A 23,051-nucleotide genomic window follows, 5' to 3' on the forward strand; every position below is an offset into this window, starting at 1 on the left:
CATGAAATGGGAAACTTTATACAGTGCACAGAGAACCGGACAATCCGGAGGGAAGCAAAATCAAGACCAGATCAGAACATCTTACATTAGAGACTATGACCGGTTGATATTTTCGTCTGCCTTCCGCCGTCTGCAAAACAAAACGCAGGTATTTCCTTTACCGGGTGCTGTTTTTGTGCACAATCGTTTAACCCACAGTTTAGAAGTTGCTTCAGTAGGGCGCTCATTAGGTAAAGCTGTAGGAGATGAGATTGCAGATCGTCATCCACAGCAAACGGAGCTTTTTAAAGAGTTTTATAAATATGAACTTCCTTCGGTAATTGCGGCAGCGTGCCTGGCGCATGATATCGGAAATCCGCCTTTCGGTCATTCGGGAGAAGAGGCCATCCGGATATTTTTTAGAGAAATGACCGGTAAGGGAAAAGAACTTTTTGATAAACTCAGCGAAAATCAACAAAGAGATTTTACACACTTTGAAGGAAATGCGAATGCTTTCAGAACGCTGACACATCATTTTAATGAAGAGATGGCCGGTGGCTTCAGATTAACTTATGCAACACTGGCGTCTATTATTAAATACCCCTGCACCTCGGCAAACGGGTTTGATAAATCAAAACTCATTACGAAAAAGTCAGGCTTTTTTGATACTGAGTTAGCCACCTACCGCCAAATAGCCGACCAGTTAGAAATTCCGGCTTTGAATGAAGATGAAACAGTGTATGCGCGTCATCCATTTGTATTTCTGGTAGAAGCGGCTGATGATATCTGTTATCGTGTAATAGATTTCGAAGATGCGCATCGTTTAAATATTATTTCGATTGATAAAATAAAAGAATTGTTTCTGGCCTTTTTTGATGAGGGCACCGGGTACGACACCCGAACGACTGTTGAAGACACATTGAATAAAATAAAAGATACCAACCAGCAGGTACAATATCTGCGCGCCCGGGTAATTAATTTTTTGATTCAACGGGTACAGGAGGTGTTTATGCGTGAAGAAGAGCAATTACTATTGGGCACGTTAGACAAACCTTTAATTGATTTAATTCCTGAACGCGAATTAAAGATTGTAAAAAAAATAGACGAATTCTCTTATAAATATATTTATAACCACCGCTCGGTGGTAGAAATTGAAATAGCCGGCTATAATGTAATCGGTTCTTTGCTGAAAGCGTTTGTGGATGCGGTATTGGATGTAGAAGGCAAACGTTCTCAAAAATTGTTACAATTAATTTCATCACAGTTTGTGATTACAGGAAAACCTGAAAACTTTTATCAGGATCTGCAATCGGTTGTTGATTTTGTAGCAGGCATGACAGATTTATATGCAGTAGAATTATACCGGAAACTTACAGGGATAGAAATACCGCAGTTACGCTGATTATTTTACTTTACGAAGCTCACTGAGCCTGGTCGTATAATGAGCGCTTTTCATGTTTTGTTTCATTTGCCAGATACTTTGATGACCCATCGTTGCAAAATGGATCATATTGGGCTTCATGGCAAAATTGATATTGTCGAGTGCCTGCATCAGTTTGGTGGCTTGCGGGTAATTATTTTCTTTAAAGAGGTTGGCTTGTACAGCATCGGCAGGTTTCAGGTTGTAAAAGGTTACGCCTGCTTTACTGTACTTCATGCCGGGTTCATACAACTCTTCCACTAAAGGCATAGCAGCCTTAATCAGCTCGTTAGTGGCTTGTGTGGCAAATGGCAACGTAATATACCGGCTAACGGAAACCGGACGTGTATACATCGAATCTTTCATGTAATTAAACGGAACAATTGACACATAAAGTGTATCAGTAACCGACTTCTGGCGACGAAGTTTTTCTGCAGCCCGTGAAATATAAGCAGCCACCGCCTCTTTTAATAAACTCAGATCTGAAATCTTTTGACCGAACATTCTGCTGGTTCCTACCATTTTCTTCTGTACTAAAGGCGTTTGTAATGGCATACTGAGTTCTCCGTTCAACTCTTTATGCAAACGTAGCCCAACTACTCCACCCATGTTCTTTCTGATCCAGTCTTCAGACATTTGTGCGAGTTCATAGCCATTTGTGATGCCTCTGTTGGTGAGGAATTTTGCATAAGAGCGACCTACTCCCCAAATTTTTTCGATACGTATTTGTTTAAGTAAATCTTCCTGTTTTTCTTTTGTATCAATCACCGCCACGTAATCGGTCTTTGTTTTTTTTACGTAGTGATTTGCTAGTTTGGCGAGTGTTTTAGAAGGCCCTACCCCTATAGAAACAGGAATACCCGTCCACTGTTCCACTATCGTGCGGATATGTTTGGTAGTAGATTCTAATGCGTGAGGCGGTACCTGACTCAGGTCAATAAAAGCTTCGTCAATAGAGTATACTTCTATATTAGGTGTCAGTTGCTTTAACGTTTTCATTACCCGTGCACTCATGTCGCCATACAGGTTGTAATTTGAAGAAAAAACCGCCACCTGATATTTTTCTATAAGTGGCAGTATTTCAAAATAAGGAATGCCCATTGGTATTTCGAGTTTTTTGGCTTCTTCGCTGCGTGAAACAACGCAACCGTCATTATTACTGAGTACTACAATGGGTTTATTGATAAGGTCGGGGCGAAAAAGCCTTTCACAAGAGCAGTAGAAATTGTTGCAATCCACGATGCCGATCATAATGGTAAGTTTGAAATTAAAAGGGATGGGTAGCAAGTGGATCTGTGGTGTTCAGAGTTTATGAATTACATAAGTTACCACTCCCCATACAGAGAAAGACTCGCAGGCAGGGTCTATCTGAAGTGCGGGAAGTTTTTTCGTAGCCGGTACTAACCGGAGTTTGTTAAAAGTTTTTTCCATCCGGCGAATCAACATATCGCCGTAAATAGCCGCGATAATAATTTGTCCGTTTCGTGGTGTTAAGCTTCTGTCTACTACGAGCAGGTCGCCATCGTAAATGCCCGCATCTTCCATCGCATCCCCATCCACCCTCATAAAAAAGGTGGCGGGTTTGTTTTGTAAAAGGGCCTCATTCAGATCGATACCTCTTTCGATATAGTCATCTGCCGCAGAGCCAAAACCAGTGGCATCGGCGCTTTCTATCTGCCACTGGTCGAAGTCTTTACTACCTGTATAAACAGGCTTAAAAATGGAAGGAGGCATAGAAAATAATTTTAAATACTAAAATATTTAGTAAATTTATGCTAAATATTTGATCAGTAAAAACATTTTTGAGGCTAATGGAACAGTCAGTTGAGCAATATCTTATAACTATCCGTTTATTATCGGATAACGTGAAGGAAGTTCCTGTAGCGAGTTACCGGTTGGCTGAAAATCAGGAATTAATGCTATTAGAGTGGGTAGAAAAGTTATGTTGGCGATTAGAATTTTCCAGTCGAAACTGGGATAGCCAGTTAAGGTTTCAGCTGCAGTCTATGGGTGATTTTTTTCGTGCAAAGGGAAAAGTTGCTGAAGGTGATTTTCCTTTTCAGGCTCATCAGATGGAGGCGATGAAAGTATACCGTGTAGAAACGGGGCGTGAACCCCGCTTGTTGCGTGAAATTCCGGTAAAGTCAGGTATCGATTCTTCATTGGTGGGCGACTATCATATATAATTATAATGTACACCTTACAGCTGTGATGAACTGTGGGGTAGAAGAAAATCAACTACTATGAAAGGCCGCGGAACCTCCTCAAATCCTCCCAATCAATATCTTAAGAATCATATCAGCCGGAGCGAAATTACCTCTATCGATGATTGGGTGGAAGAAGACCTTGCTACCGAATATATCAAAGTCTACCCCAAAACAATTGTGAATAAGGTTGATTCACCTGACTTATCGTTTATGTGGAATATGAATCCTTATCAGGGGTGTGAGCATGGATGCATCTATTGTTATGCGCGTAATACCTTTGAATATTGGGGATATAGCGCAGGGCTTGATTTTGAACAAAAGATACTGATAAAAGAAAAGGCTCCGGAGTTATTAAAGAAGTTTCTCCGTCATCCGAAATGGAATGCCGATGTCATTAGTTTGAGCGGTAATACCGATTGTTATCAACCTGCCGAGAAGAAATTTGAATTGACTAAAGGCTTATTGGAGGTATGTAATTCTTTTAATCAGCCGGTGATGATGATTACTAAAAATGCGGGAATTTTACGGGATATAAAAATATTAGAAGAAATGGCCCGTAAAAACCTGGTGGCGGTAATGATTACAATTACCAGTCTGGAAGAGTCGCTGCGGTTGAAAATGGAGCCACGTACGGTAACCGCCAAAAAGAGATTGCAGGTGATAGCCGAACTGGCAAAACATAATATTCCGGTAGGAGTAATGGTAGCGCCAATCATTCCCGGTTTAAATGATCATGAAATACCGAAAATTCTGGAAGCTGCCGCGGAGGCCGGAGCCCAAAGGGCAGGGTACAGTATTATTCGTTTACAGGGAGCCGTACAAATTATATTTCGCGAATGGCTACAAACGCATTTTACCGATAAAGCTCAAAAAGTATTAAATCTAATTGATCAAAATCAAGGAAAAGGGACAGGGGTAAGATTTAAAGGGAGCGGTTCAATGGCTACAATGATAGCTCAGATAATGGAAGTTCAAAAGCGGAAACTTGGAATAACACAGGACTCTTGGAATTTGGATGGGTCATTGTTTAGGAGAAATGATCAGTTGAGCTTATTTTAAAGCTCCTTCAATTGTGTTCTAAGGCTAAAGATTTGTTGACAAACAGAGGAGATTTCATTAGGATGATCCAATAAATTTAAATCCAGCAACTGCCTCTCTAATTTTGAAAGTTGTGCCAACAAGTCCTGTCTCAATGCATCGCCCGTGAAAGCATTGATTTTCTCAGGAGAGTCGTTACTCATCATGGTTAGTTTTGAATTCTCAATAAGGTGTTGCAGCAAAATTACACGATTTGTGTGCAAAATCTTGGATAAATTGAAAGATTATATATAGAAATTTGAAAAAACTGCGTTATAAAAGGCATTGAAAATGAGTTTGATTATACAAAACTAAGGTAAGTGGGTATTTTGTTTGTTTGAAAAGTGCTCAAAAATTATTATCTTAGGATAACAGCATTGCTTTGTTTGAAATGAATGTAAAAGTTAAAAAGTACTTCTACCTTTTATTCTTATTGAATATTATTTATATCGCAGTGGCTTTATGGATCGTGTATCCGATTGCTTTCCGCGATATGCTGCAGCTCGAGGTTGCCCGGAATAGTTTCCAGGCTGAACAGATACTTGCATTCTGGCAATCGCAAGGTTTAATGAATCAGGTAGAAACCTTTCTTATATTGAACCTTTTTTATATTCCTCTTTATATTCCACTTTTGTGGTGTAGCCTCCAGTATTTTACGTTACCTACCAAACATGAGATTTTGATTCGTGCGGCGAAGTTTTTCTCTTTATTGTTAGTTGTTGCAGGAATTTGTGATGCCATTGAAAATTGGGCTTTGCTCAATCTGGTACAGAATGGTATTAATGAATGGAATCTTCATCTCGGCTACGACATGGCAGCTACAAAATTCAGTATTCTGCTGGTAACAATTCTGTTGCTGATTATTAGTGTTGCTTATATTTTGTTACAAAAGTTAGTTCCTGAAAAGAAGAAAAATTATTTCAATCCTAAACCTTGATATAGATTTTCTTTTTGTTGAGCCAATAAGCGATTGCCCATAAAATCATTACGAAAACAATTGCATATAATAAAGAGCCCCATCGTAAGTCGGTGTGAATATTCTTACAAACATTAGTATAAAACCAATGCAGCGGCGTTGTCTTTTCTCCGTTATAGGTAAACCGGATCAATCCGGATGTTTTAGGAATTACAATACTCAGTACAAAAATGAAAAGAGGGTTTTTGCCAAAAACCGAAAACCATTCAGTACCGAAGTTCTTTTTATTTGTGAACTCAATATAGTAGACCAGCATACTCAGTAATAAAACAGACCATCCGCCGGCATACAATACATAAGAGCTTGTCCATATTTTTTTATTGATCGGGAATACATAATTCCAACCATTGGCAACGAGCAGCAGAAGTGTTCCTGCAATAAAAAGATAGCTTAAGGTTTGATAAGATTTTCCGGATTTAATGATGAATAAGCCGGTAAGGTAACCGATGATTACCTGTACCACTGCTGGTAGGGTGGATACAAGTCCTTCCGGATCAAAAGGAATTCCTTCGCCTTTGTACATGTGGGCAACAGACAATATGCTTTTGTCAATGCCGGTTCCGAAGAAACCGGATAAGCTATAAGGATCACCAGGAGTACCCAGACCATAAGCAACAGCCCAATAGGCTAAGAGAATAAAAGCACTGATCAGGGCAAGAGCTTTGGGTTTAAAGAAAAAAATCAATAAGCCTGCTATACCATAACATAAAGCAATCCGTTGCAGAACACCTAAGATTCTGACACCGCTTTCCGGATTTTCTTTGGATACCCACGAACGAAAGACCCACCCGTTTTCAGTAAAAGAGCCAAAAGGGTACCAGTTAAGCGTAAGTCCGATGATGAAGATCAAGAAAGTTCGCTGGAGAATCTTTTTCCAGTAGACAGTACTACCTTGTTGTTGTAATTTCGGCAGCGCGAAAGCCATCGCGTTACCTACTGCGAAAAGAAAAAACGGGAATACCCAATCGGTAGGAGTAGCCCCGTTCCATGGAGCATGGGCAAACGGAGGAAAAATATGACCCCAGCTACCCGGGTTGTTTACTAAAATCATCAGCGCAACAGTCGCTCCTCTAAATACATCAAGGGAATAATATCTTTGGCTCAAAGCAGGTGATTTAAGACTAAAAGATATAAACTTTTGGATTGGTTGAAAAATAAAATATAATCTATAAGTAAAACACTAATTTAAGGTGAATGCTTGCAAAAAACATATATTTGCACTATTGCGTTAAATAGAGCAATTCTATAGTATACCTGATGACCTGTGAATTATCAATTAATATATTTTTTAATAAAAATATTTAAAAGGCATAGTTTGTGCTAGTAGCAGGCTATGCCTTTTACTTTGGGTATATAAAAAGTTAATTTGTAAGAAGTTACATATAAGCTATGTGACTGACCTGGCGAAGCTATGCATTTTTATCAACACGAAACGTCTGTAATAGATGAAGGGGCTACGATAGGAGCCGGCACAAAAGTGTGGCACTTTTGCCATGTAATGGCTTCTGCTGTTATTGGAGATCAGTGTATTCTGGGACAAAACGTTTTTGTTGGGGCAAAGGTTGTATTGAGGAACAGAGTGAAGGTGCAGAATAATGTTTCGTTATATGAAGGGGTCGTATGTGAAGATGATGTTTTTGTGGGTCCCAGTGTTGTATTTACAAATATTCTTACTCCCAGGGCTTTTATTGAAAGAAAAGGCGCATTCAAAAAAACAATTGTTGAACGGGGTGCAAGTATTGGTGCAAATGCAACCATCGTTTGTGGAATAACTATCGGTGCTTTTGCGTTAATAGGTGCCGGTGCTGTTGTTACGAAGGATGTATTACCTTTTTCGTTGATGGTCGGTAATCCGGCAGTACAGAAAGGATGGGTGAGTGAATGCGGAGAAAAGCTGTATTTTGATAAAAGCGGTCTGGCTACTTGTATAACCACAAATGTGCATTATCGCTTAATAGAAGGCAGGGTTCATAAAATGAGCTAAAAATGGCTGAAGAAAATAATTGGTATGCTATTTATACAAAACCCCGGGCAGAAAAGAAGGTCTTTGAACTTTTGCATGATCGGGGCATTCATGCTTATTGCCCTTTGAACAAAGTACGTAAGAAATGGAGCGATCGCTATAAGGTGGTGGAAGAGCCTTTATTTACTTCATATGTATTTGTAAAAATTGCTGTAAAAGATTTCTCTTTAGTAAAGCAAATTTCCGGTGTGCTGAATTTTGTATACTGGTGTGGTGAGCCCGCGATTATTAAAGAGGAGGAAGTGGAAAGGGTAAAATCATTCTTAGCAGAATATCCCAGCGTGGAAGTGCTGCCCCTGGAGATACACAAAGGAGAAATCGTAGAAGTTGCTAAAGGGGTGTTTATGGGCGAAGAAGGAAAGGTAATCGATGTCGATAAAAAATATATAACTATTTTATTAAATACACTAGGGTATGCTGTAAGAGCCAAGTTGCCGGCAGTATATATAAAAACGAAATAAATTCATGAAAATGAAAGCTCACTTTAGTTCAGGCTTTTCTCTGCTGGGATTAGCAATTGTTTTAATGTTGGCTAGTTGTGGTGTCAGTAAAAAAGCGCATGAAGAGCGTTTGTATCTGCAGGGTATTGATAGCTCTTTAGTTGAAAAAATATTGTTTCAGGAACCACGCATTCAAAAGAATGACCTTTTGACTATACTTATTTATAGTGATAGTAGAGAAGCTACAGAAATTTATAATCAACCACAGAACGGCGGTTCTGCAGGAGCTGCTGGTGCAAATATGGCCGGACAAACACTCAGTGCGTTGGGAAGAGGCTACCAGGTAGATGTATATGGCAATATCTTTATTCATCAGGGCGGGCAGATTTATGTTGAAGGTAAAACAAGACAGGAGGTGGCTGCAGTCATCGTTGAAAAATTAAAAGAGTATTTAAAAAATCCTTATGTAGTGGTTCGTTTTGCCAATAGAAGAGTTACTGTTTTAGGTGAGGTTAATAAACCGGGAGTAATTGAATTACCTGATCAGCAAATGACTATCCTGCAAGCTATCGGATTGTCGGGAGATTTAACAGTTTACGGAAAACGTGATAATATACTGGTAATACGTGAAGAAAACAATGTCAGAACTTCCGGCCGTTTAAATATCAGAGACCCACACATCTATGCTTCTCCGTTTTTCTACCTGAAGCAGAATGACGTAGTATATATAGAGCCAACAAGACGCAAAACTGCAGGCAATGAAGCCATTTTTGTTCGTAATGTGAGCATTATTGCAAGTGTAATTTCTGTAGTAACAGTTGCGATTTCGTTATTAACCAGATAATTCAATCTAATTCTAAGATATTCATGAGTACTATTCTAGACAAAGAGAGTCTGCAGCAAAAACAAGTGAGTCCAATGGAAATGATCTGGAGATATAAAAAGTATCTTCCATTGATTCTCATTTGCGTGGGGTTATCTTTAATTTCTGCTTATATCTATTTAAGATACACTTCAAAAGTGTATTCGTCTAAAGGAATGATGATTGTAAACTCCTCTAACCAAAAAGGAAATAATGATGAGTTTGTTAACATCCTCACCGGATTGGATGGAGGCGTCAACTTAAATAATGAGATCGTTATTATTAAATCAACCTCTTTAATACAACGCGTGGTAAAAGAGTTAGGTCTTGAAACGACTTATTATCAGCAAGGAGATATTAAATCCACACTTTTATATAAATCTTCTCCTGTAAAACTTGAAATTATTCAACTAAAATCTTCAGATGGAGGTAGCTTCATTGTCAATGTGAAGAATGAAAATGAATTTTCATTGAATAAAGAAACCCGGCTTTACAAATTTGGAGAGCCTATAGAGAATGGTTTCGGCGTATTCAGAATTCTCAGAAACCCTGCTGCAAAGTTAACGACTGAAGTAGGTAAAAGTGAGTATGTGATTCATCATAATTCTATTGATGTTGTAGCAGAAAGAATGATAAAAGGATTAACCGTTAGCAGAGTGAATGAAAAAGCCGATATCCTGGAAATCTCTTATCAGTCACAGAATAAAGATCTTGCTGCTGATTTTGTAAATACATTAATGCAAAAGTATAGCGAAAGAACTGTTCAGGATAAAAACACCATTGCCGAAAATACTATCAGATTTATTGAAGATCGCCTTGACTCTATTCAAAAAGAATTATCAGGTGTAGAAGGTAAATTGCAAGGGTTACAGGAAATGGGACAGGGTTTTAGCCTTGAGCAGCAAAGTAATATGCTCTTTGGAAATATAGGTGAGGTCGAGAAGGATATTAACAGAATTCTCCTGGACGGTGAATTGATCGGATGGCTGAAAGAGTATATCAACAATCCTAATTATGAAACAGTTACCGTTCCTTCTATCGAAGGTTTAGGAGATGGGGCGTTTGCAACACTTGTCGGTAATTATAATCAGCTGGTATTAGAAAGGGAATCTTTAGTCAAAACTATTCCGGAAAAGAATCAGATTATACAGGACCTTGATTTAAAGATTAAATCAATGAAGGTTGACCTGATACGTTCAATGGATCAGCTTCAGAAGGCAAATACGATTAAGCTGGCGGAAACACAGAAAATATATAATACAATAAAGAATAAGTCAATAGCAATTCCCGGCAGAACAAGACAGGTGCTCAATATCGAGCGACAGCAAAAAATTAAAGAAGAACTGTACCTGATGCTTTTGGGAAAACGGGAAGAAGTAGCTATTGGCGCAGCTGGTGTACTACCGAATTCGAACATATTGCAGGAAGCTACTATCAGGGCTACACTTATTTCTCCACTTCCTTTTAATGTAATTATAAAGTTTGCTCTGGCTGGTTTAATCTTACCGGTAATTTTCGTTTTCATAAGAGAGATACTAAATGATAAGATCAATACCAAAAATGATATTGAACGGGTTACGCAAGCCCCTATTATTGGAGAAATAGCCAGGAATGAAACCACTAAAACACTGGTAGTTACCAAAGGAAACAGAAGTTTTGTAACAGAGCAGTTCAGAAGTGTCAGAACGAACCTGTCTTATTTCACTTTGTTAAAAGATCAGATTACATTGCTGGTTACCTCTACTATGAGTGGAGAGGGTAAATCATTCCTAAGTTCAAATATAGCTGCAGCCTATGCTTTAGCGGGTAAAAAAACATTACTGATTGAGTTTGATATCCGTAAACCAAAAGTGGCAGAAAATTTAGGATTTAATGTAAAATCTGGAATCAGTTCTTACCTGGTTTCTAACGAAATACTAGAGAATAATATCTTACAGATTAAAGAAACAGAAAATTTGTATCTGCTTCCTTGTGGAATTATTCCTCCGAATCCGTCAGAAATGTTGTTGCTTCCTAAAATGGATCAACTGTTTGAGCAGTTAAAAAATCAGTTTGAGGTAATTGTAATTGACTCCGCACCGGTAGGTATGGTGAGTGATGCCATTACTTTGTCGAAATATGCCGATGCTACTATTTATGTAGTTCGTCAGAATTATACTTTCCGTAAAATGGTTGAGTTGATTGATAAGATTTATCAGGAGAGGAAACTACCAAACTTATCTGTCATTGTGAATGATGTGAATTCTAATAGCGGATATGGATACGGATATGGATACGGGTATGGTTATGGTTACGGCTATGGTCAAAACTCTGATTATTTTGAAGAAGGCATGCAAAAGAAGAAAAAGAAATTCAAATGGAAATACCCTAAGAATTATTATAATTCTTAAACCTGAATAATTAATATACCCCTTCTAAAACTCTAAACCGATACCCCCTAAGTCTTAAAGCCGTTTTTTATAATTTAAAAAATTATGAGAAATGACTTTAAAATGGATTAGTAATATATCCAACAAAAGAATTGACGGAACAGGAATTGGTTTATTCAGATTTTTCTATGGTATCATTTTATTTTGCGAAGTATTGCAGTTGTACAAATTTCGTAACTTAATATTCGATGTAATACCTTTTGTTAAACCTTATGAAATCAGCTTCACTGTACCAATCATTTTATGGTTGATAACGCTGATTTTTCTAATTGCCGGTTTTAAAACAAGAATAGCTGCAATCGTAAACTATGTGTTTTCAATATGTATTATAAGCTCAATAAGTACATTTGAATATCATATGTTCTATGCCTATATGGGTATTAATTTTCTATTGGTTTTTTTAACTGTTGATAGAAACTTAGCGGTTGATGCTATCTTTTACAGACTAAAAAACCACAATTTAGAATCTAGTATAAAAATCTCTCCCATCAATCACTTTGTGGTCATTTTTGTTGGAGTTGCATTGGTATATTTTGATTCTATTTTTTACAAAACCTCTTCTCGTCTGTGGATGAATGGCCTTGGCGTATGGTTACCTTCGTCTTTACCTCATATCAGCACTAAGAATTTATATTGGTTGTTGAATTCGAAATTCTTAATGTTGTTTCTTGGGTATCTGACATTACTTTTTGAGTTTGTTTTCATTTTTACTTTTTTTAGAAAAAAATGGCGTCCTGCTCTTTTTTTAATAGGAGTAGGGTTACATATCGGTATTACCATTTTTTATCCTATTCCATGGTTTGGACTCGGAGTTTGTGCAATCTACTTTTGCCTGATGCCCACCTCTTGGATAAATTATGTTAGAACAAAATTTAGTTCTAAAAATAAAATAAAGTTACTGATTGACGATAGTTATAAAAGCCGGAATATAAGGTTATTAATTCTGTCAATTGATGTGTTTCAGAAGTTTGAATTCGAGGAAGTGGATACTATAAGAAATGCCAGCGAATATTATACAAATGTTTTTAGCGCATACTGGTATACGAAGATTTTTGGCTTTTTAATGAAATATCGCTGGGTAGATCAGCTATTGTCAAAAGATTATTTCTATAATCAAAGCTTTGCTGACTCCACTGCACCATTTACTGTGTGGCGAATCAGAACAATACAGCTTTTTTTGTTATTCGTTATCTTTCTTCAGATTTGTTCAACATTGTATTCGCCATCTATGGTCAATGCATATGCAAAAATGAATATAGAAACTAACAAAGTATTGGAAAAAGTGCTGGCTAAATCTTATGCAATTCAAAAACTCTCAAAGCAATTTCTCGGAATTACCTATCATGGTGTTTTTATGGATGTTCATTTCGATGATTATAATCATGTTATTGCTGTAGAATATGAAGATAAAAATGGAAAACAATGGTTGCCAATTATAAATTATGATGGTTCACCCGGCTCGTACCTGAATGGTTCTACGTGGATTAAATGGACATTTAGGTCGAATAATCCTCATGTTGATACTGAAGTTTTAAGTAATAGTTTAAAAAGATTTACCAGTTACTGGTTGTACCAGAACGGAAAGAATACGGAGAATGCCCATTTTAATATAAAAGTCAAAGTGATTGATACGATAGTTGATTGGGAAAAGGATTTTCTTAAAAATCAAAGAGAAAAAGAATGGGTCGACGGAGGAAGTGTAATGTGGATAAAAGATGAATTTATTGATCATATAAAAGATATAGAAAGTATTCAATAATGATTTTAATAACCGGAATAAAAGGTTTTTTGGCGTCTCGTTTGATTGAACAGATGGAAGAGAAGAGGCAAATTGTAGGTTTTGGTAGGGAGCAGTCAATTACTGAGCATGGTATTCCCATTGCAAACTCTTTAGAACAAATAGCACGGGAATATCGAATAAATACGATTTACCATTTAGCTTCTTTTATTCCTTATGGCGCTTATAATCAGCCAGATCAACGTTTTATATCTGATAATATTGAACTAACGATAAAATTGACCAGACTATTTCCCGAAGCCAGAATCATTTATGCTTCATCAGTAAGTATTTATGGAAGTACAGCTTCGGTACCCATCACGGTAGATACGGCAATAGAAAGACCTACTTTATACGGGCTTTCAAAACTTGCCGGAGAAACAGTTATCCGGCAACATCCGTCTTTTGGAATTGTAAGATTTTCATCCATTATAGGTAAAGGGATGAAAATCAATTCGTTTCTTCCTGTTATTATAAAAAATGCAAAACAAGAGCAGAAAATCACGTTGCTGGGCAATGGGGCTCGGATACAAAACTATATCGATGTAAGAGATGCTGCCGCCTTATTGCTATTGCTGGGGGCGTCAACTGAAAATATCATTACATTGGGAGTTGCACAAAAGCATTACTCTAACCGCGAAATCGCAGAAAAAGTAAAACAGCAAATTAATTGTGAAATAATATACAAGGGACACGATAATTCAGAAAATTACGTTTATGAGTGGCCGGATTCCCTTGAAAAAATTAAGTTTTCCCCTAAATATTCTATTGACGATACTATAGCGGATATCATTTATGAAATATAAGATTATTGTAACAGGCATTGGCGGCGTGGTAGGACAAGGCATTCTCAGAAATATCAGGGCCTTAAAAATACCTATTGAACTAATCGGTGTAAATATCACGGGCGTTTCAGCAGGAAACTATTTATGCGATAAAGTTATTAAAGTACCTTACGCGTATGACCCGGAATATATCTCAACCATTCAGACAATTGTAGCAAAAGAAAAAGTTGATCTGATTATACCTTCTACAGATTATGAATCTTACTACCTGGCTGCTCACCAGACTGAAATAGGTTGTGCGGTTGCTGCATCACCGGCTGAAGTTACTAAAATGTGCCTGGATAAGTATACCAATTATCAGGGATTTAAAAAGTTTGGATTGCCTTTTGCCGAATCATTTTTGCCTTCTGAATATACAGGTGGCTTTGATAAAATTGTGGTTAAACCAAGAGAAGGAAGAGGTTCAAGAAATATTTATGTGAACCCGAAATCGCCAGAGCAGTTTGATGACAGTTATCTCATTCAACCTTATCTGGAAGGTGATGAAATTACGACCACTTATTATATCAGGCAAGACAACTCTATTCATGGATTAATCACTTTCGTTCGCGAACTTGAGCTGGGTAATACTGCAAAAGCAGAAGTTGTTACCACGTACGACGATACGTTGCTAAACATGATGGAAAATATTCTGAAGTACTATCCTTTCAGAGGCTCTGTAAATCTCCAGTCAAGAATCACTCCTAACGGAATTATTCCTTTCGAAATTAATTGCCGGATTTCCGGAACAAATAGCGTCAGGTCACAATTCGGATTTAAGGATGTACAATATACTATTCAGGAACTTTTATTGAAAGAAGCACCCGAAACTCCTGCAGTAACAAAAGGTACCGCTTTGAGAGTTATTCTGGATATTATCTATCCTGACAGAAAAGCTGTAGATATCAATAATAACACCGACCAATTTTATATTAATTAATGGAGAAAGTTATATTTTTTGATGTAGCCAACACATTATTATATAAGCCCGACTTATATGCAACAATGTTGAATGTGTTTAATCAGTTTGGCATCGCGGTAGATCGTGATGAGCTCGAAAAAAAACACAAATTGCTGAGTGAAATAATTTTGTTTCCTGATAAAACTTCGGCAGACTTCTACCAGCATTTCAATAAAGAGTTACTGTTGTTGCTGGGACTCAAACCGGAAGAAGCTCTTTTAAATGAAATTTTTAAATCCTGCACTTACCTGCCCTGGCAACCTTTTGATGACACAAAAGTGATTCATCAGATAGTGAGTAGAAAAGGAATTCTATCGAATTGGGATAAAAGCCTAAAATCAAAACTTGAAAACTATTTTAATCTTTCTTTTGATTGGGTATTAGGGTCAGAAGACAAAGGTGTTCGTAAACCGGAACTGCGTTTTTTTGAGCTAATGATTACTGAGTCGAAAGTAACACCTGAGCAAATTGTTTTCGTAGGTGACTCTTTGAAGTTAGATATAATTCCTGCATTATCACTGGGTATAAATGCTGTTTTGATTGATAGATTACATCTATACCCCAATGCAAATGTTCCTGTAATTCATTCAATGGAAAGTATTTTAAATTTTATTGACTGATGATCAAACTAGCAATTATCGGTGGGGGTGATTTAGGCCAGCAGATTGCTCATATCGCCAAAACAACTAAACTCTTTGAAGTGGTAGGTTTTTTTGATGATTATGCTGCAAAGGGTAGTTTGAAATATGGATATATGGTTTTAGGACCACTATCAGAAATTCATGAACAATTTGAAAAAGGTATCTTCCATGAGTTAATGATCGGGATTGGTTATAAACACATGGAGGTTCGTGCTAAATTATTTAATGAGTTATCACCATCTATTCCTTTTGCAAAAATTATTCATCCGTCTTGCTATGTAGATGAAACTGCAAAAGTGGGGCAGGGTTCTATCCTCTATCCGCGGGTAGCACTTGATATGAATGCTGTAGTTGGCGATAATGTAGTATTGAATATTGGATGCAGTATTGCACATGATTCCTCTATAGGAAATCATTGTTTTTTTTCGCCGAATGTTTGTTTGGCCGGATTTATAAATATTCAGGAAAAAGTAAATCTTGGAATCGGAACAATTGTAATAGATAATATCAACATATCCCCTAATATTAAAACCGGCGCAGGCGCTGTTGTAACAGAAAATCTGGCCGAGCCTGGTTTATATGTGGGTATTCCTGCAAAATTTAAAAAACACTTATGATACCTTTTAATAAACCGTACTTAACAGGTAAAGAAACACAGTATATTGAAGAAGCTGTGAAATCAGGTAAAATATCAGGAGATGGTGTGTTTACAAAAAAATGCCACCAGTTCTTTGAACAAAACTTTCAGTTCAAAAAATGTTTATTAACGACGTCTTGCACAGACGCATTGGAAATGGCTGCAATCTTACTGGATATTCAACCGGGAGATGAAGTTATTATTCCTTCTTTCACATTCGTTTCAACTGCTAATGCATTTGCTCTTAGAGGTGCTAATATAATATTTGCTGATAGTACAGGAGTTAACCCTAATATTGATGCAGATAAAATAGAAGCATTAATTACTCCTAAAACAAAAGTTATTGTTCCGGTACATTATGCAGGAATTGCCTGTGACATGAATAAAATAATGGAGATTGCCAACAAGCATAACATTTTTGTAGTAGAAGATGCTGCTCAGGCAATTGATTCATATTACTATGGTAAACCTTTAGGCTCGATTGGTCATTTAGCAGCTTTCTCATTTCATGAAACAAAAAATGTAATTGCAGGTGAGGGTGGAATGCTGGTAATCAATGATGACAGATTTGTACAACGTGCTGAAATTATTCGTGAAAAAGGTACCAACAGGTCTGCATTTTTCAGAGGTGAAGTAAATAAGTATGGCTGGGTGGATATTGGGTCATCTTTCTTGCCTTCTGAGGTTATCGCTGCATTTTTATATGCACAATTAGAGCAATTAGATACCATTCAGGATAGAAGAATTGCTATCTGGCAAAGATATTGGAACGGCTTATATCCTTTTTTAAGCAAAAAAGGAGTACAGTTTCCGGTGATTACCGATGGAGGAACTAATAATGCGCACATGTTCTACTTAGTGTGCAAAGATCTGGATCAGAGAACAAGACTGATTGAAGCATTAAAAACTGCGGGCGCATGGTCGGTATTTCATTACCTGAGTTTACATAAGTCTCCTTACTACGAGGGTAAGCACCGCGGTGAAGAATTGGTTTGGAGTGATTACTATACAGACCGGTTATTAAGATTACCTTTTTATTATGAACTGGACAGAACTTCTCAACAGATGATCATCGATAAAATAGTAAATTTCTACGAAGGTGAATGAGCATAGTGCGAAAACTCAAAGAGGAATTAAATGGTCACTGTTAGATCAGATTTCCAAGCAGTTTGTTACAATCCTATTGTCAGCTATTTTATCACGCCTGATATTGCCAAACGAATTTGGTATACTGGGTATGGTAACAATAGCTGTTGGTTTTTTACAAATCTTACGCGATGCGGGGTTAGGTGCAAGTGTTATTTTTAAGAAGGAAATAACCAATACCGAACTGAACAGTATCTTTTGGGTTAATGTAATCTTAGGAACGTTTTGCGCTGCCGTTTTGTTTATGAGCGCAGATTTTCTGGCAGCTTATTATGAAGAAGATATTCTGAGTGGTATTGTAAAGGTGATTTCCGTAACATTTATCATTGGCGGAGCGGGAATAGTTCCGGAAGCACTCATTCAAAAAAGATTAGATTTTAAAAGTTACTTTTTTAGAAACCTCGTTGTTAGTATACTGAGCGGTGCAGTAGGTATTTATTTTGCTTATCTGAATTATGGTGTATGGGCGTTGGTGATTCAGCAAATAGTAATGATTAGCTTAAACACTATTGTAAACTTTTATATAGCTAAGTGGAAGCCGGCTCTGGAATTAAACCTCAATGTACTGAAACCCCATTTAAAATACTCATTACCTTTGTTAGGTGATAATTCATTGAATTATTGGGTGAGGAATTTAGATAATCTGTTAATTGCGAAAACATTGGGCGCTACCTCTTTGGGATTGTATAACAGGGCGTATTCTTTAATGATGCTTCCGATCCGACAGATTTCTGCCACTTTTACCAGAGTTTTATTTCCCTCTTTCTCTATCATTCAGGATAATCATCCGCTTATCTGGTCACAATACGGTAAACTGATTTCTGTAATTGCTACTGTTACTTTTCCGTTAATGTTGCTGCTGGGGATATATGCACATCCTATCATTCGTGTGTTGTATGGAGAAAATTGGCTGGGCATTGTACCTATTTTTCAGGTATTGTGTGCTTTAGGAGCATTACAAGCCATTGGTACCTTGTCGGGTGCCATTTATAATGCCATCGGAAAAACTGCACTGATGTTTAAAATCGGATTAGTGGTAAAAACATTTTTAATAATAAGCTTTTTAATAGGAATTAATTTAGGAGGTATTATGGGATTGGTGTGGGCCTACCTGATTGCTTCAACTTTTGGCTTCATTATTGAATCATATTATGTCTCCAGATCATTGGGAAAAAATATCCTGGAATTTTTCGGGTTTTTCTACAATGAAATGCTCGCGATTGTTTTAGCTGCTATTATTCCATTAATAACCTATTGGTATTTTGAAGACGTATTAACCAATATATTAAGTTTACTACTGAATATTATTGCAGTAGCGATATGTCTGATCATATATTTTAAGATTTTACAACTTAGAAAAACGCAGGGCTTGCAACTCGCGTTAAGTAAACTCAGAAAAAAATGAGTAAAGTACTTCATTTGATGATCGATGAAAAATTTATCGATTTTTTTATAGAACAGTCTGAACAAATAGCTCCCGATCAGTCAGTTTACTGGATCGCTTCCAACAAACCTGAAGTTGATTTGAAGTATGTTAAATCAAAAAAAGTAGTTATCAAACATTGGTCTTTAGATCGAATGCCCCGGCTTATTGAAGAAGCGAATCAATACAAAATGGTTTTTTTTCATAGCTTCTTCTTTGATCATTTAGATCATTTTCTGTTAAAACTTTCAAATCATGTAAAGATCGCATGGACTTTCTGGGGTGGCGACGGATATAAGTATGATCCTGATTATAATAAACTATTGCTTCCTGAAACAAAAAAGCTGATCAACACCGATAAGTCTTTGGTACAACGGCTCAAAGGGCTTGTTTCCGCTAGAATGTTATGGTATAACAGATATGTGGATTCCCAAAAAGTTATTAATTATTTCAAAAGATTAGACTATTGCTTAACATGGGTCAAAGGAGATTATGACCTTATTAAGAAATTTAATCCCCGAATGAAATGGTTGACTTATAATTACTTTACTACAGAGCAAATTGGAATTGGTAGCCCACAGGAAAGTGGCATGCCGGATAATACAAACATCTGGTTAGGAAACTCAGCTACTGCTACTAATAATCATGCAGACGCACTATTATATTTGAAAGAAATTAACTGGAGCGGTGATATTTATTGTCCGCTTTCGTATGGTGATGATAGATATAAAGAGTTGGTAATTAAACTTGGAAAAAAACTATTTTCGGAACAATTTAAGCCGATTGTAGACTTTTTGCCTTTGTCAGAATATAAAAAACTGATGAGCCGGTGTACGGTTGTTTGGATGAATCACATTCGTCAACAGGCAGCAGGAAATATTCTACAAGCTGTTTTACTTGGAAAATATGTAATACTGAAAAAAGAAAACACGCTGAGTGTTACTTTGAAAGAATGGGGGGTAGATGTATTTCACCAGGAGAGCCTGAAAGATATTCACGCTCTTCCATTAGATCAGAAGAAAGGATACGATCTGCTGAATCAGAAAATGTCTTTTGAAGGATCATTGGAATCGCTCAAGACCTTGTACAAAGACGTAGGGGTTGGATAATTAACCTCGACTCTATCATATATTATCTCTTATAATGATATTCATAAGTTATAAGGGTTTAGGATATTAAGCTAAACTTTAAAGAAAACAATTTACATTAATGCTTTCATCACCGGTCGTGTCGATCATAGTTCCATCGTATAATAAAGCAGGTTTTATAAAGGATACAATAGAATCTGTTCTAAAACAAACGAATCAGAATTTCGAAATTGTTTTGGTGGATGATAATAGTTCTGATGAAACAAGAAGCATCCTCCGCGAGTTTAACGGAAATGAAAAAATAAAGATTCATTTAAATGAAACTAACAAAGGAGGAAACTATTGTAGAAATACTGGTATTAGTATGGCTAAAGGGAAGTACATAATTTTTCTGGATGCAGATGATCTGATGATGGAAAATTGTATTGAACAGAGGCTGTCATTTATGGAAAAAAATACCGATTGTGACTTTGCCGTATTTAAAATGGGAACCTTTTACCAACAGGTTGGTGACCGCGATAAAATCTGGCAAACACACAGCAAAATTGATCATCTTCAAAAGTTTTTGTCACATGAATTACAATGGACAATTTCTTCTCCCATATATAAGAAACGTTTTTTAGACCAGACAACAGGCTTTAATCTTAAAATGAGGTGGTTGCAGGATGTTGAATTTCACTCAAGAATACTACTGACCCAGAACCCTGTTTATAGAATTGCAGAAGATTCAATTCCGGATATTTATTACAGAGTTGGTCTTGAAAGAAATGCGCATGGATACGATCGGTACATCCGCAACTATGTTACCGGTCATCTCGACTATTTAACAAATGTATATCCATTGCTTCAGAATCAAAATCAACATCACTTAAAAGCATTAAAGTTTACTATACTAAGTTGTTTATTCAAAATAACTGATTCATGGAAGCAAAAACTAGTTGACAAAGAAATCGCTTTAAAACTTACCGATGAGTATTTAAATAGTAAACAAGTACGTGAAGTGTTGGGAAATGGAGATATGATAAAAATTAAGGTCTATCTATTAGTAAATAAAACAGTTGGTTTTAGAATAAAAGGAATAAACAGATTAATAAAAACTATTTTTTAGAGTTATGAATAAAATTTTAATAACCGGTGGTGCTGGTTTTATTGGTTCTTCTATTTATAAAAAATTTCAATCCAATAACGACGAGATATTTGTAATCGATAATTTATCCTTCGGAAACAGGGCGTTTATCGATATTGATGACGATCATTTTTTTGAAGTGGATATTCGTGATTTTAATACTTTAGATAAAACGCTCAAACAAATACAACCTGATTATATTATTCATCTGGCCGCTATTCACTTTATTCCTTATTGCAATAAACATCCTTTTGAGGCAAGCGAGATCAATATTGCAGGTACTGTTAATCTGTTAAAAAGTGTACGCTCGCTGAATAGTGTAAAACGACTGTTTTTTGCATCTACAGCTGCTGTTTATCCGATATTGGATAATCCAATTGCTGAAACATCAACTTTAAAGCCGCTCGATATTTATGGTCATACTAAATTAATGGGAGAGCATCTTTTTTACGATAACCACCTTATTACTAAAATACCTACTGTCGTGTGTAGATTTTTTAACGCATTCGGACCGAATGAAACAAATCCACACCTGATTCCTGAGATAGCAGATCAGATTAATGCAGGGCAAAGAACAATTCAGTTAGGTAATCTGACTCCGAAAAGAGATTTCATTCATACCTATGATATGGCGGAGGCAGTATTTGGTCTGATGCATAAGTTTGATAAAGGATATGATGTTTTCAATCTTGGCAGAGGTGAGGAATATTCTGTTACTGAAATTGTTGATTATTTCTCTGCTGCGTTGGGAGAAAAAGTATCGATTGAAGTAGATGAGGCCAGAGTCAGAAAAGTAGAAAGAATGCACCTGCTGGCGGATATTACCAAACTCAAATCTTTTATCAATTGGGAACCTGTAATTAAGCCGGAAGAAGGAATCAAAACATTATTAAAATAATTATGGAGTTCATATTTGTATCGAACGGGATATTTCCTAATAGCGCAGGAGGAATTCAAAGGTTCTCAAAACTAATATTGGAGCAGTTTGCTCACCATCCTTCAGTAAGTAAAATACACGTTATTCATACCGAAAAAAACAAAGTTTTTGATTCTCCCGTAATTGAAGAATATCTGGTAGAAGGAATTGATAAATCAAAAAATTATCTGTCAGAGCTTTATCGCTTATCAAAACGCATATACGGTGTTATCAGTCAACTTCCTGATCAATTACCAATATATGCACAGGGTTTTGTTCTCTGGTACAATATTGATGTTATTAAACATAGAGTCATCTTCAATCCTCACGGCCTTGAGTCGTTTCAGGCTACCCCCTACAAAGAATACCTGAAAGTATTTCCATTCAGAATGCTTTCCGGCCATTTGTTTAAGAAATCGGCTGCTACCATTTCTTTAGGAGGGAAACTGACAGGGTTTATAAAAAAATATATCAGTGAACAAAAAATCAAAGTTATTCCTAACGCGGTTAACCTTCCAGCCGAAAGGTTTGAATCGTTAAAATATAACGGACCCAGACTGACTGTTTTATTTGTTTCAAGATTTGCCTATAATAAAGGAATTGATGTTCTTTTTAAAACTATTGAAATTTTGAACAAGAATGGGTTTGCGGATAAAATTGACTTTGTTCTGGGCGGAAAAGGACCATTGTTTGATTTTTATAATGCTAATAATAAATATTCGAATGTAAAGCTGCTCGGTTTTGTAGATGATGATCAGTTATGGCATTTATATAGAACCATGGATGTTTTTGTTTTTCCTACACAATACGAAGGAATGCCAACGGTGATTCTGGAGGCGATGAGTAATTCAATGCCGATTATATTAAGTGATGTTGGCGCTACCAGAGAAATTGTTGATGAACAGAATGGATATATTCTGGAGAATAAGAAAGATGCTGCAGAACTGGCGCAGCTGATCATTAACTTTTATAACCTTCCGGTAGAAGAAAAAAGAATTCTCGGCAGAAATTCTTATGACAAGGTAAAAGAAAAATATACCTGGGATAAAGTCTCCGCTACAACACTTGAATTGATTCGATCGTTGTCTAAATAGTTTTT

At 36.6% G+C, this 23,051-nt stretch carries 23 protein-coding genes; 19 read left to right on the forward strand and 4 right to left on the reverse strand.

Annotated elements, in window-relative coordinates; all coding sequences use genetic code 11:
- The first annotated feature begins 1 nt into the window (after position 1).
- Complete coding sequence (locus tag D9O48_RS08610; RefSeq protein WP_126972544.1) at positions 2–1,381, forward strand: deoxyguanosinetriphosphate triphosphohydrolase; 1,380 nt, start codon at positions 2–4, stop codon at positions 1,379–1,381.
- Here the strand turns inward: D9O48_RS08610 and D9O48_RS08615 are convergent, their stop codons facing one another.
- On the reverse strand, positions 1,382–2,650 hold the full coding sequence (locus tag D9O48_RS08615) for a Y-family DNA polymerase (RefSeq protein WP_126972545.1): 1,269 nt from the start codon (positions 2,648–2,650) through the stop codon (positions 1,382–1,384).
- A gap of 51 nt (positions 2,651–2,701) precedes the next feature.
- Positions 2,702–3,133: a LexA family protein gene (locus D9O48_RS08620; RefSeq protein WP_126972546.1), complete on the reverse strand. Its 432-nt coding sequence runs from the start codon at positions 3,131–3,133 to the stop codon at positions 2,702–2,704.
- A 77-nt stretch (positions 3,134–3,210) separates the two neighbouring features.
- Here D9O48_RS08620 and D9O48_RS08625 point away from each other — a divergent pair, with 77 nt between their 5' ends.
- Complete coding sequence (locus D9O48_RS08625; protein WP_126972547.1) at positions 3,211–3,585, forward strand: hypothetical protein; 375 nt, start codon at positions 3,211–3,213, stop codon at positions 3,583–3,585.
- A 57-nt stretch (positions 3,586–3,642) separates the two neighbouring features.
- Complete coding sequence (locus D9O48_RS08630; RefSeq protein ID WP_126972548.1) at positions 3,643–4,665, forward strand: PA0069 family radical SAM protein; 1,023 nt, start codon at positions 3,643–3,645, stop codon at positions 4,663–4,665.
- Here D9O48_RS08630 and D9O48_RS08635 read toward each other — a convergent pair.
- The gene (locus tag D9O48_RS08635) at positions 4,662–4,886 is read right to left on the reverse strand and encodes a hypothetical protein (RefSeq protein WP_126972549.1); all 225 of its coding nucleotides are present in this window, start codon (positions 4,884–4,886) and stop codon (positions 4,662–4,664) included. The two genes, D9O48_RS08630 and D9O48_RS08635, sit on opposite strands and share 4 nt — an antisense overlap.
- A gap of 188 nt (positions 4,887–5,074) precedes the next feature.
- Here D9O48_RS08635 and D9O48_RS08640 point away from each other — a divergent pair, with 188 nt between their 5' ends.
- Entirely contained in the window at positions 5,075–5,620 is a 546-nt protein-coding gene (locus D9O48_RS08640; protein ID WP_126972550.1) for a hypothetical protein, read from the forward strand.
- On the opposite strand, the gene D9O48_RS08645 is transcribed toward D9O48_RS08640, so the two are convergent.
- Positions 5,610–6,764 carry an acyltransferase family protein gene (locus tag D9O48_RS08645; protein ID WP_126972551.1) on the reverse strand — a complete coding sequence of 385 codons (1,155 nt, stop codon included), beginning with the start codon at positions 6,762–6,764 and terminating at the stop codon, positions 5,610–5,612. The two genes, D9O48_RS08640 and D9O48_RS08645, sit on opposite strands and share 11 nt — an antisense overlap.
- Before the next feature lie 306 nt (positions 6,765–7,070).
- Here D9O48_RS08645 and D9O48_RS08650 point away from each other — a divergent pair, with 306 nt between their 5' ends.
- From D9O48_RS08650 to D9O48_RS08720, 15 genes are all read left to right on the forward strand, one after another.
- Complete coding sequence (locus D9O48_RS08650) at positions 7,071–7,643, forward strand: acyltransferase (protein ID WP_126972552.1); 573 nt, start codon at positions 7,071–7,073, stop codon at positions 7,641–7,643.
- Between the two features lie 2 nt (positions 7,644–7,645).
- The gene (nusG, locus tag D9O48_RS08655; protein ID WP_126972553.1) at positions 7,646–8,143 is read left to right on the forward strand and encodes a transcription termination/antitermination protein NusG; all 498 of its coding nucleotides are present in this window, start codon (positions 7,646–7,648) and stop codon (positions 8,141–8,143) included.
- A gap of 10 nt (positions 8,144–8,153) precedes the next feature.
- Positions 8,154–8,966 carry a polysaccharide biosynthesis/export family protein gene (locus D9O48_RS08660; protein ID WP_158624850.1) on the forward strand — a complete coding sequence of 271 codons (813 nt, stop codon included), beginning with the start codon at positions 8,154–8,156 and terminating at the stop codon, positions 8,964–8,966.
- Positions 8,967–8,989: 23 nt separating this feature from the next.
- Complete coding sequence (locus tag D9O48_RS08665; protein ID WP_126972555.1) at positions 8,990–11,374, forward strand: GumC family protein; 2,385 nt, start codon at positions 8,990–8,992, stop codon at positions 11,372–11,374.
- A 91-nt stretch (positions 11,375–11,465) separates the two neighbouring features.
- Positions 11,466–13,172, forward strand: coding sequence for a hypothetical protein (locus D9O48_RS08670; RefSeq protein WP_126972556.1), 1,707 nt, complete (start codon positions 11,466–11,468; stop codon positions 13,170–13,172).
- Positions 13,172–13,996, forward strand: a complete 825-nt coding sequence (locus tag D9O48_RS08675; RefSeq protein ID WP_126972557.1) for an NAD-dependent epimerase/dehydratase family protein — start codon at positions 13,172–13,174, stop codon at positions 13,994–13,996. Before D9O48_RS08670 ends, D9O48_RS08675 begins: the two co-directional genes overlap by 1 nt.
- Positions 13,986–14,954 (forward strand): ATP-grasp domain-containing protein, encoded by a 969-nt coding sequence (locus D9O48_RS08680; RefSeq protein WP_126972558.1) that lies wholly within the window; start codon positions 13,986–13,988, stop codon positions 14,952–14,954. Before D9O48_RS08675 ends, D9O48_RS08680 begins: the two co-directional genes overlap by 11 nt.
- Positions 14,954–15,595, forward strand: coding sequence for an HAD family hydrolase (locus D9O48_RS08685; RefSeq protein ID WP_126972559.1), 642 nt, complete (start codon positions 14,954–14,956; stop codon positions 15,593–15,595). Before D9O48_RS08680 ends, D9O48_RS08685 begins: the two co-directional genes overlap by 1 nt.
- The gene (locus D9O48_RS08690; RefSeq protein WP_126972560.1) at positions 15,595–16,233 is read left to right on the forward strand and encodes an acetyltransferase; all 639 of its coding nucleotides are present in this window, start codon (positions 15,595–15,597) and stop codon (positions 16,231–16,233) included. Before D9O48_RS08685 ends, D9O48_RS08690 begins: the two co-directional genes overlap by 1 nt.
- Positions 16,230–17,360 (forward strand): dTDP-4-amino-4,6-dideoxygalactose transaminase, encoded by a 1,131-nt coding sequence (gene rffA / locus D9O48_RS08695; protein ID WP_126972561.1) that lies wholly within the window; start codon positions 16,230–16,232, stop codon positions 17,358–17,360. The genes D9O48_RS08690 and rffA overlap by 4 nt, the downstream gene beginning before the upstream one ends.
- Positions 17,353–18,804: a lipopolysaccharide biosynthesis protein gene (locus D9O48_RS08700; RefSeq protein ID WP_158624851.1), complete on the forward strand. Its 1,452-nt coding sequence runs from the start codon at positions 17,353–17,355 to the stop codon at positions 18,802–18,804. Before rffA ends, D9O48_RS08700 begins: the two co-directional genes overlap by 8 nt.
- On the forward strand, positions 18,801–19,931 hold the full coding sequence (locus tag D9O48_RS08705) for a TDP-N-acetylfucosamine:lipid II N-acetylfucosaminyltransferase (RefSeq protein WP_126972563.1): 1,131 nt from the start codon (positions 18,801–18,803) through the stop codon (positions 19,929–19,931). Before D9O48_RS08700 ends, D9O48_RS08705 begins: the two co-directional genes overlap by 4 nt.
- Before the next feature lie 118 nt (positions 19,932–20,049).
- On the forward strand, positions 20,050–21,018 hold the full coding sequence (locus tag D9O48_RS08710; protein WP_158624852.1) for a glycosyltransferase family 2 protein: 969 nt from the start codon (positions 20,050–20,052) through the stop codon (positions 21,016–21,018).
- 4 nt (positions 21,019–21,022) lie between these two features.
- Positions 21,023–21,934, forward strand: a complete 912-nt coding sequence (locus D9O48_RS08715; RefSeq protein ID WP_126972565.1) for an NAD-dependent epimerase/dehydratase family protein — start codon at positions 21,023–21,025, stop codon at positions 21,932–21,934.
- Between the two features lie 2 nt (positions 21,935–21,936).
- On the forward strand, positions 21,937–23,046 hold the full coding sequence (locus D9O48_RS08720) for a glycosyltransferase family 4 protein (RefSeq protein ID WP_126972566.1): 1,110 nt from the start codon (positions 21,937–21,939) through the stop codon (positions 23,044–23,046).
- The last annotated feature ends 5 nt before the right edge of the window (positions 23,047–23,051 follow it).

The organism is Gynurincola endophyticus, from assembly GCF_003991195.1.
Taxonomy (GTDB): Bacteria; Bacteroidota; Bacteroidia; order Chitinophagales; family Chitinophagaceae; genus Gynurincola; species Gynurincola endophyticus.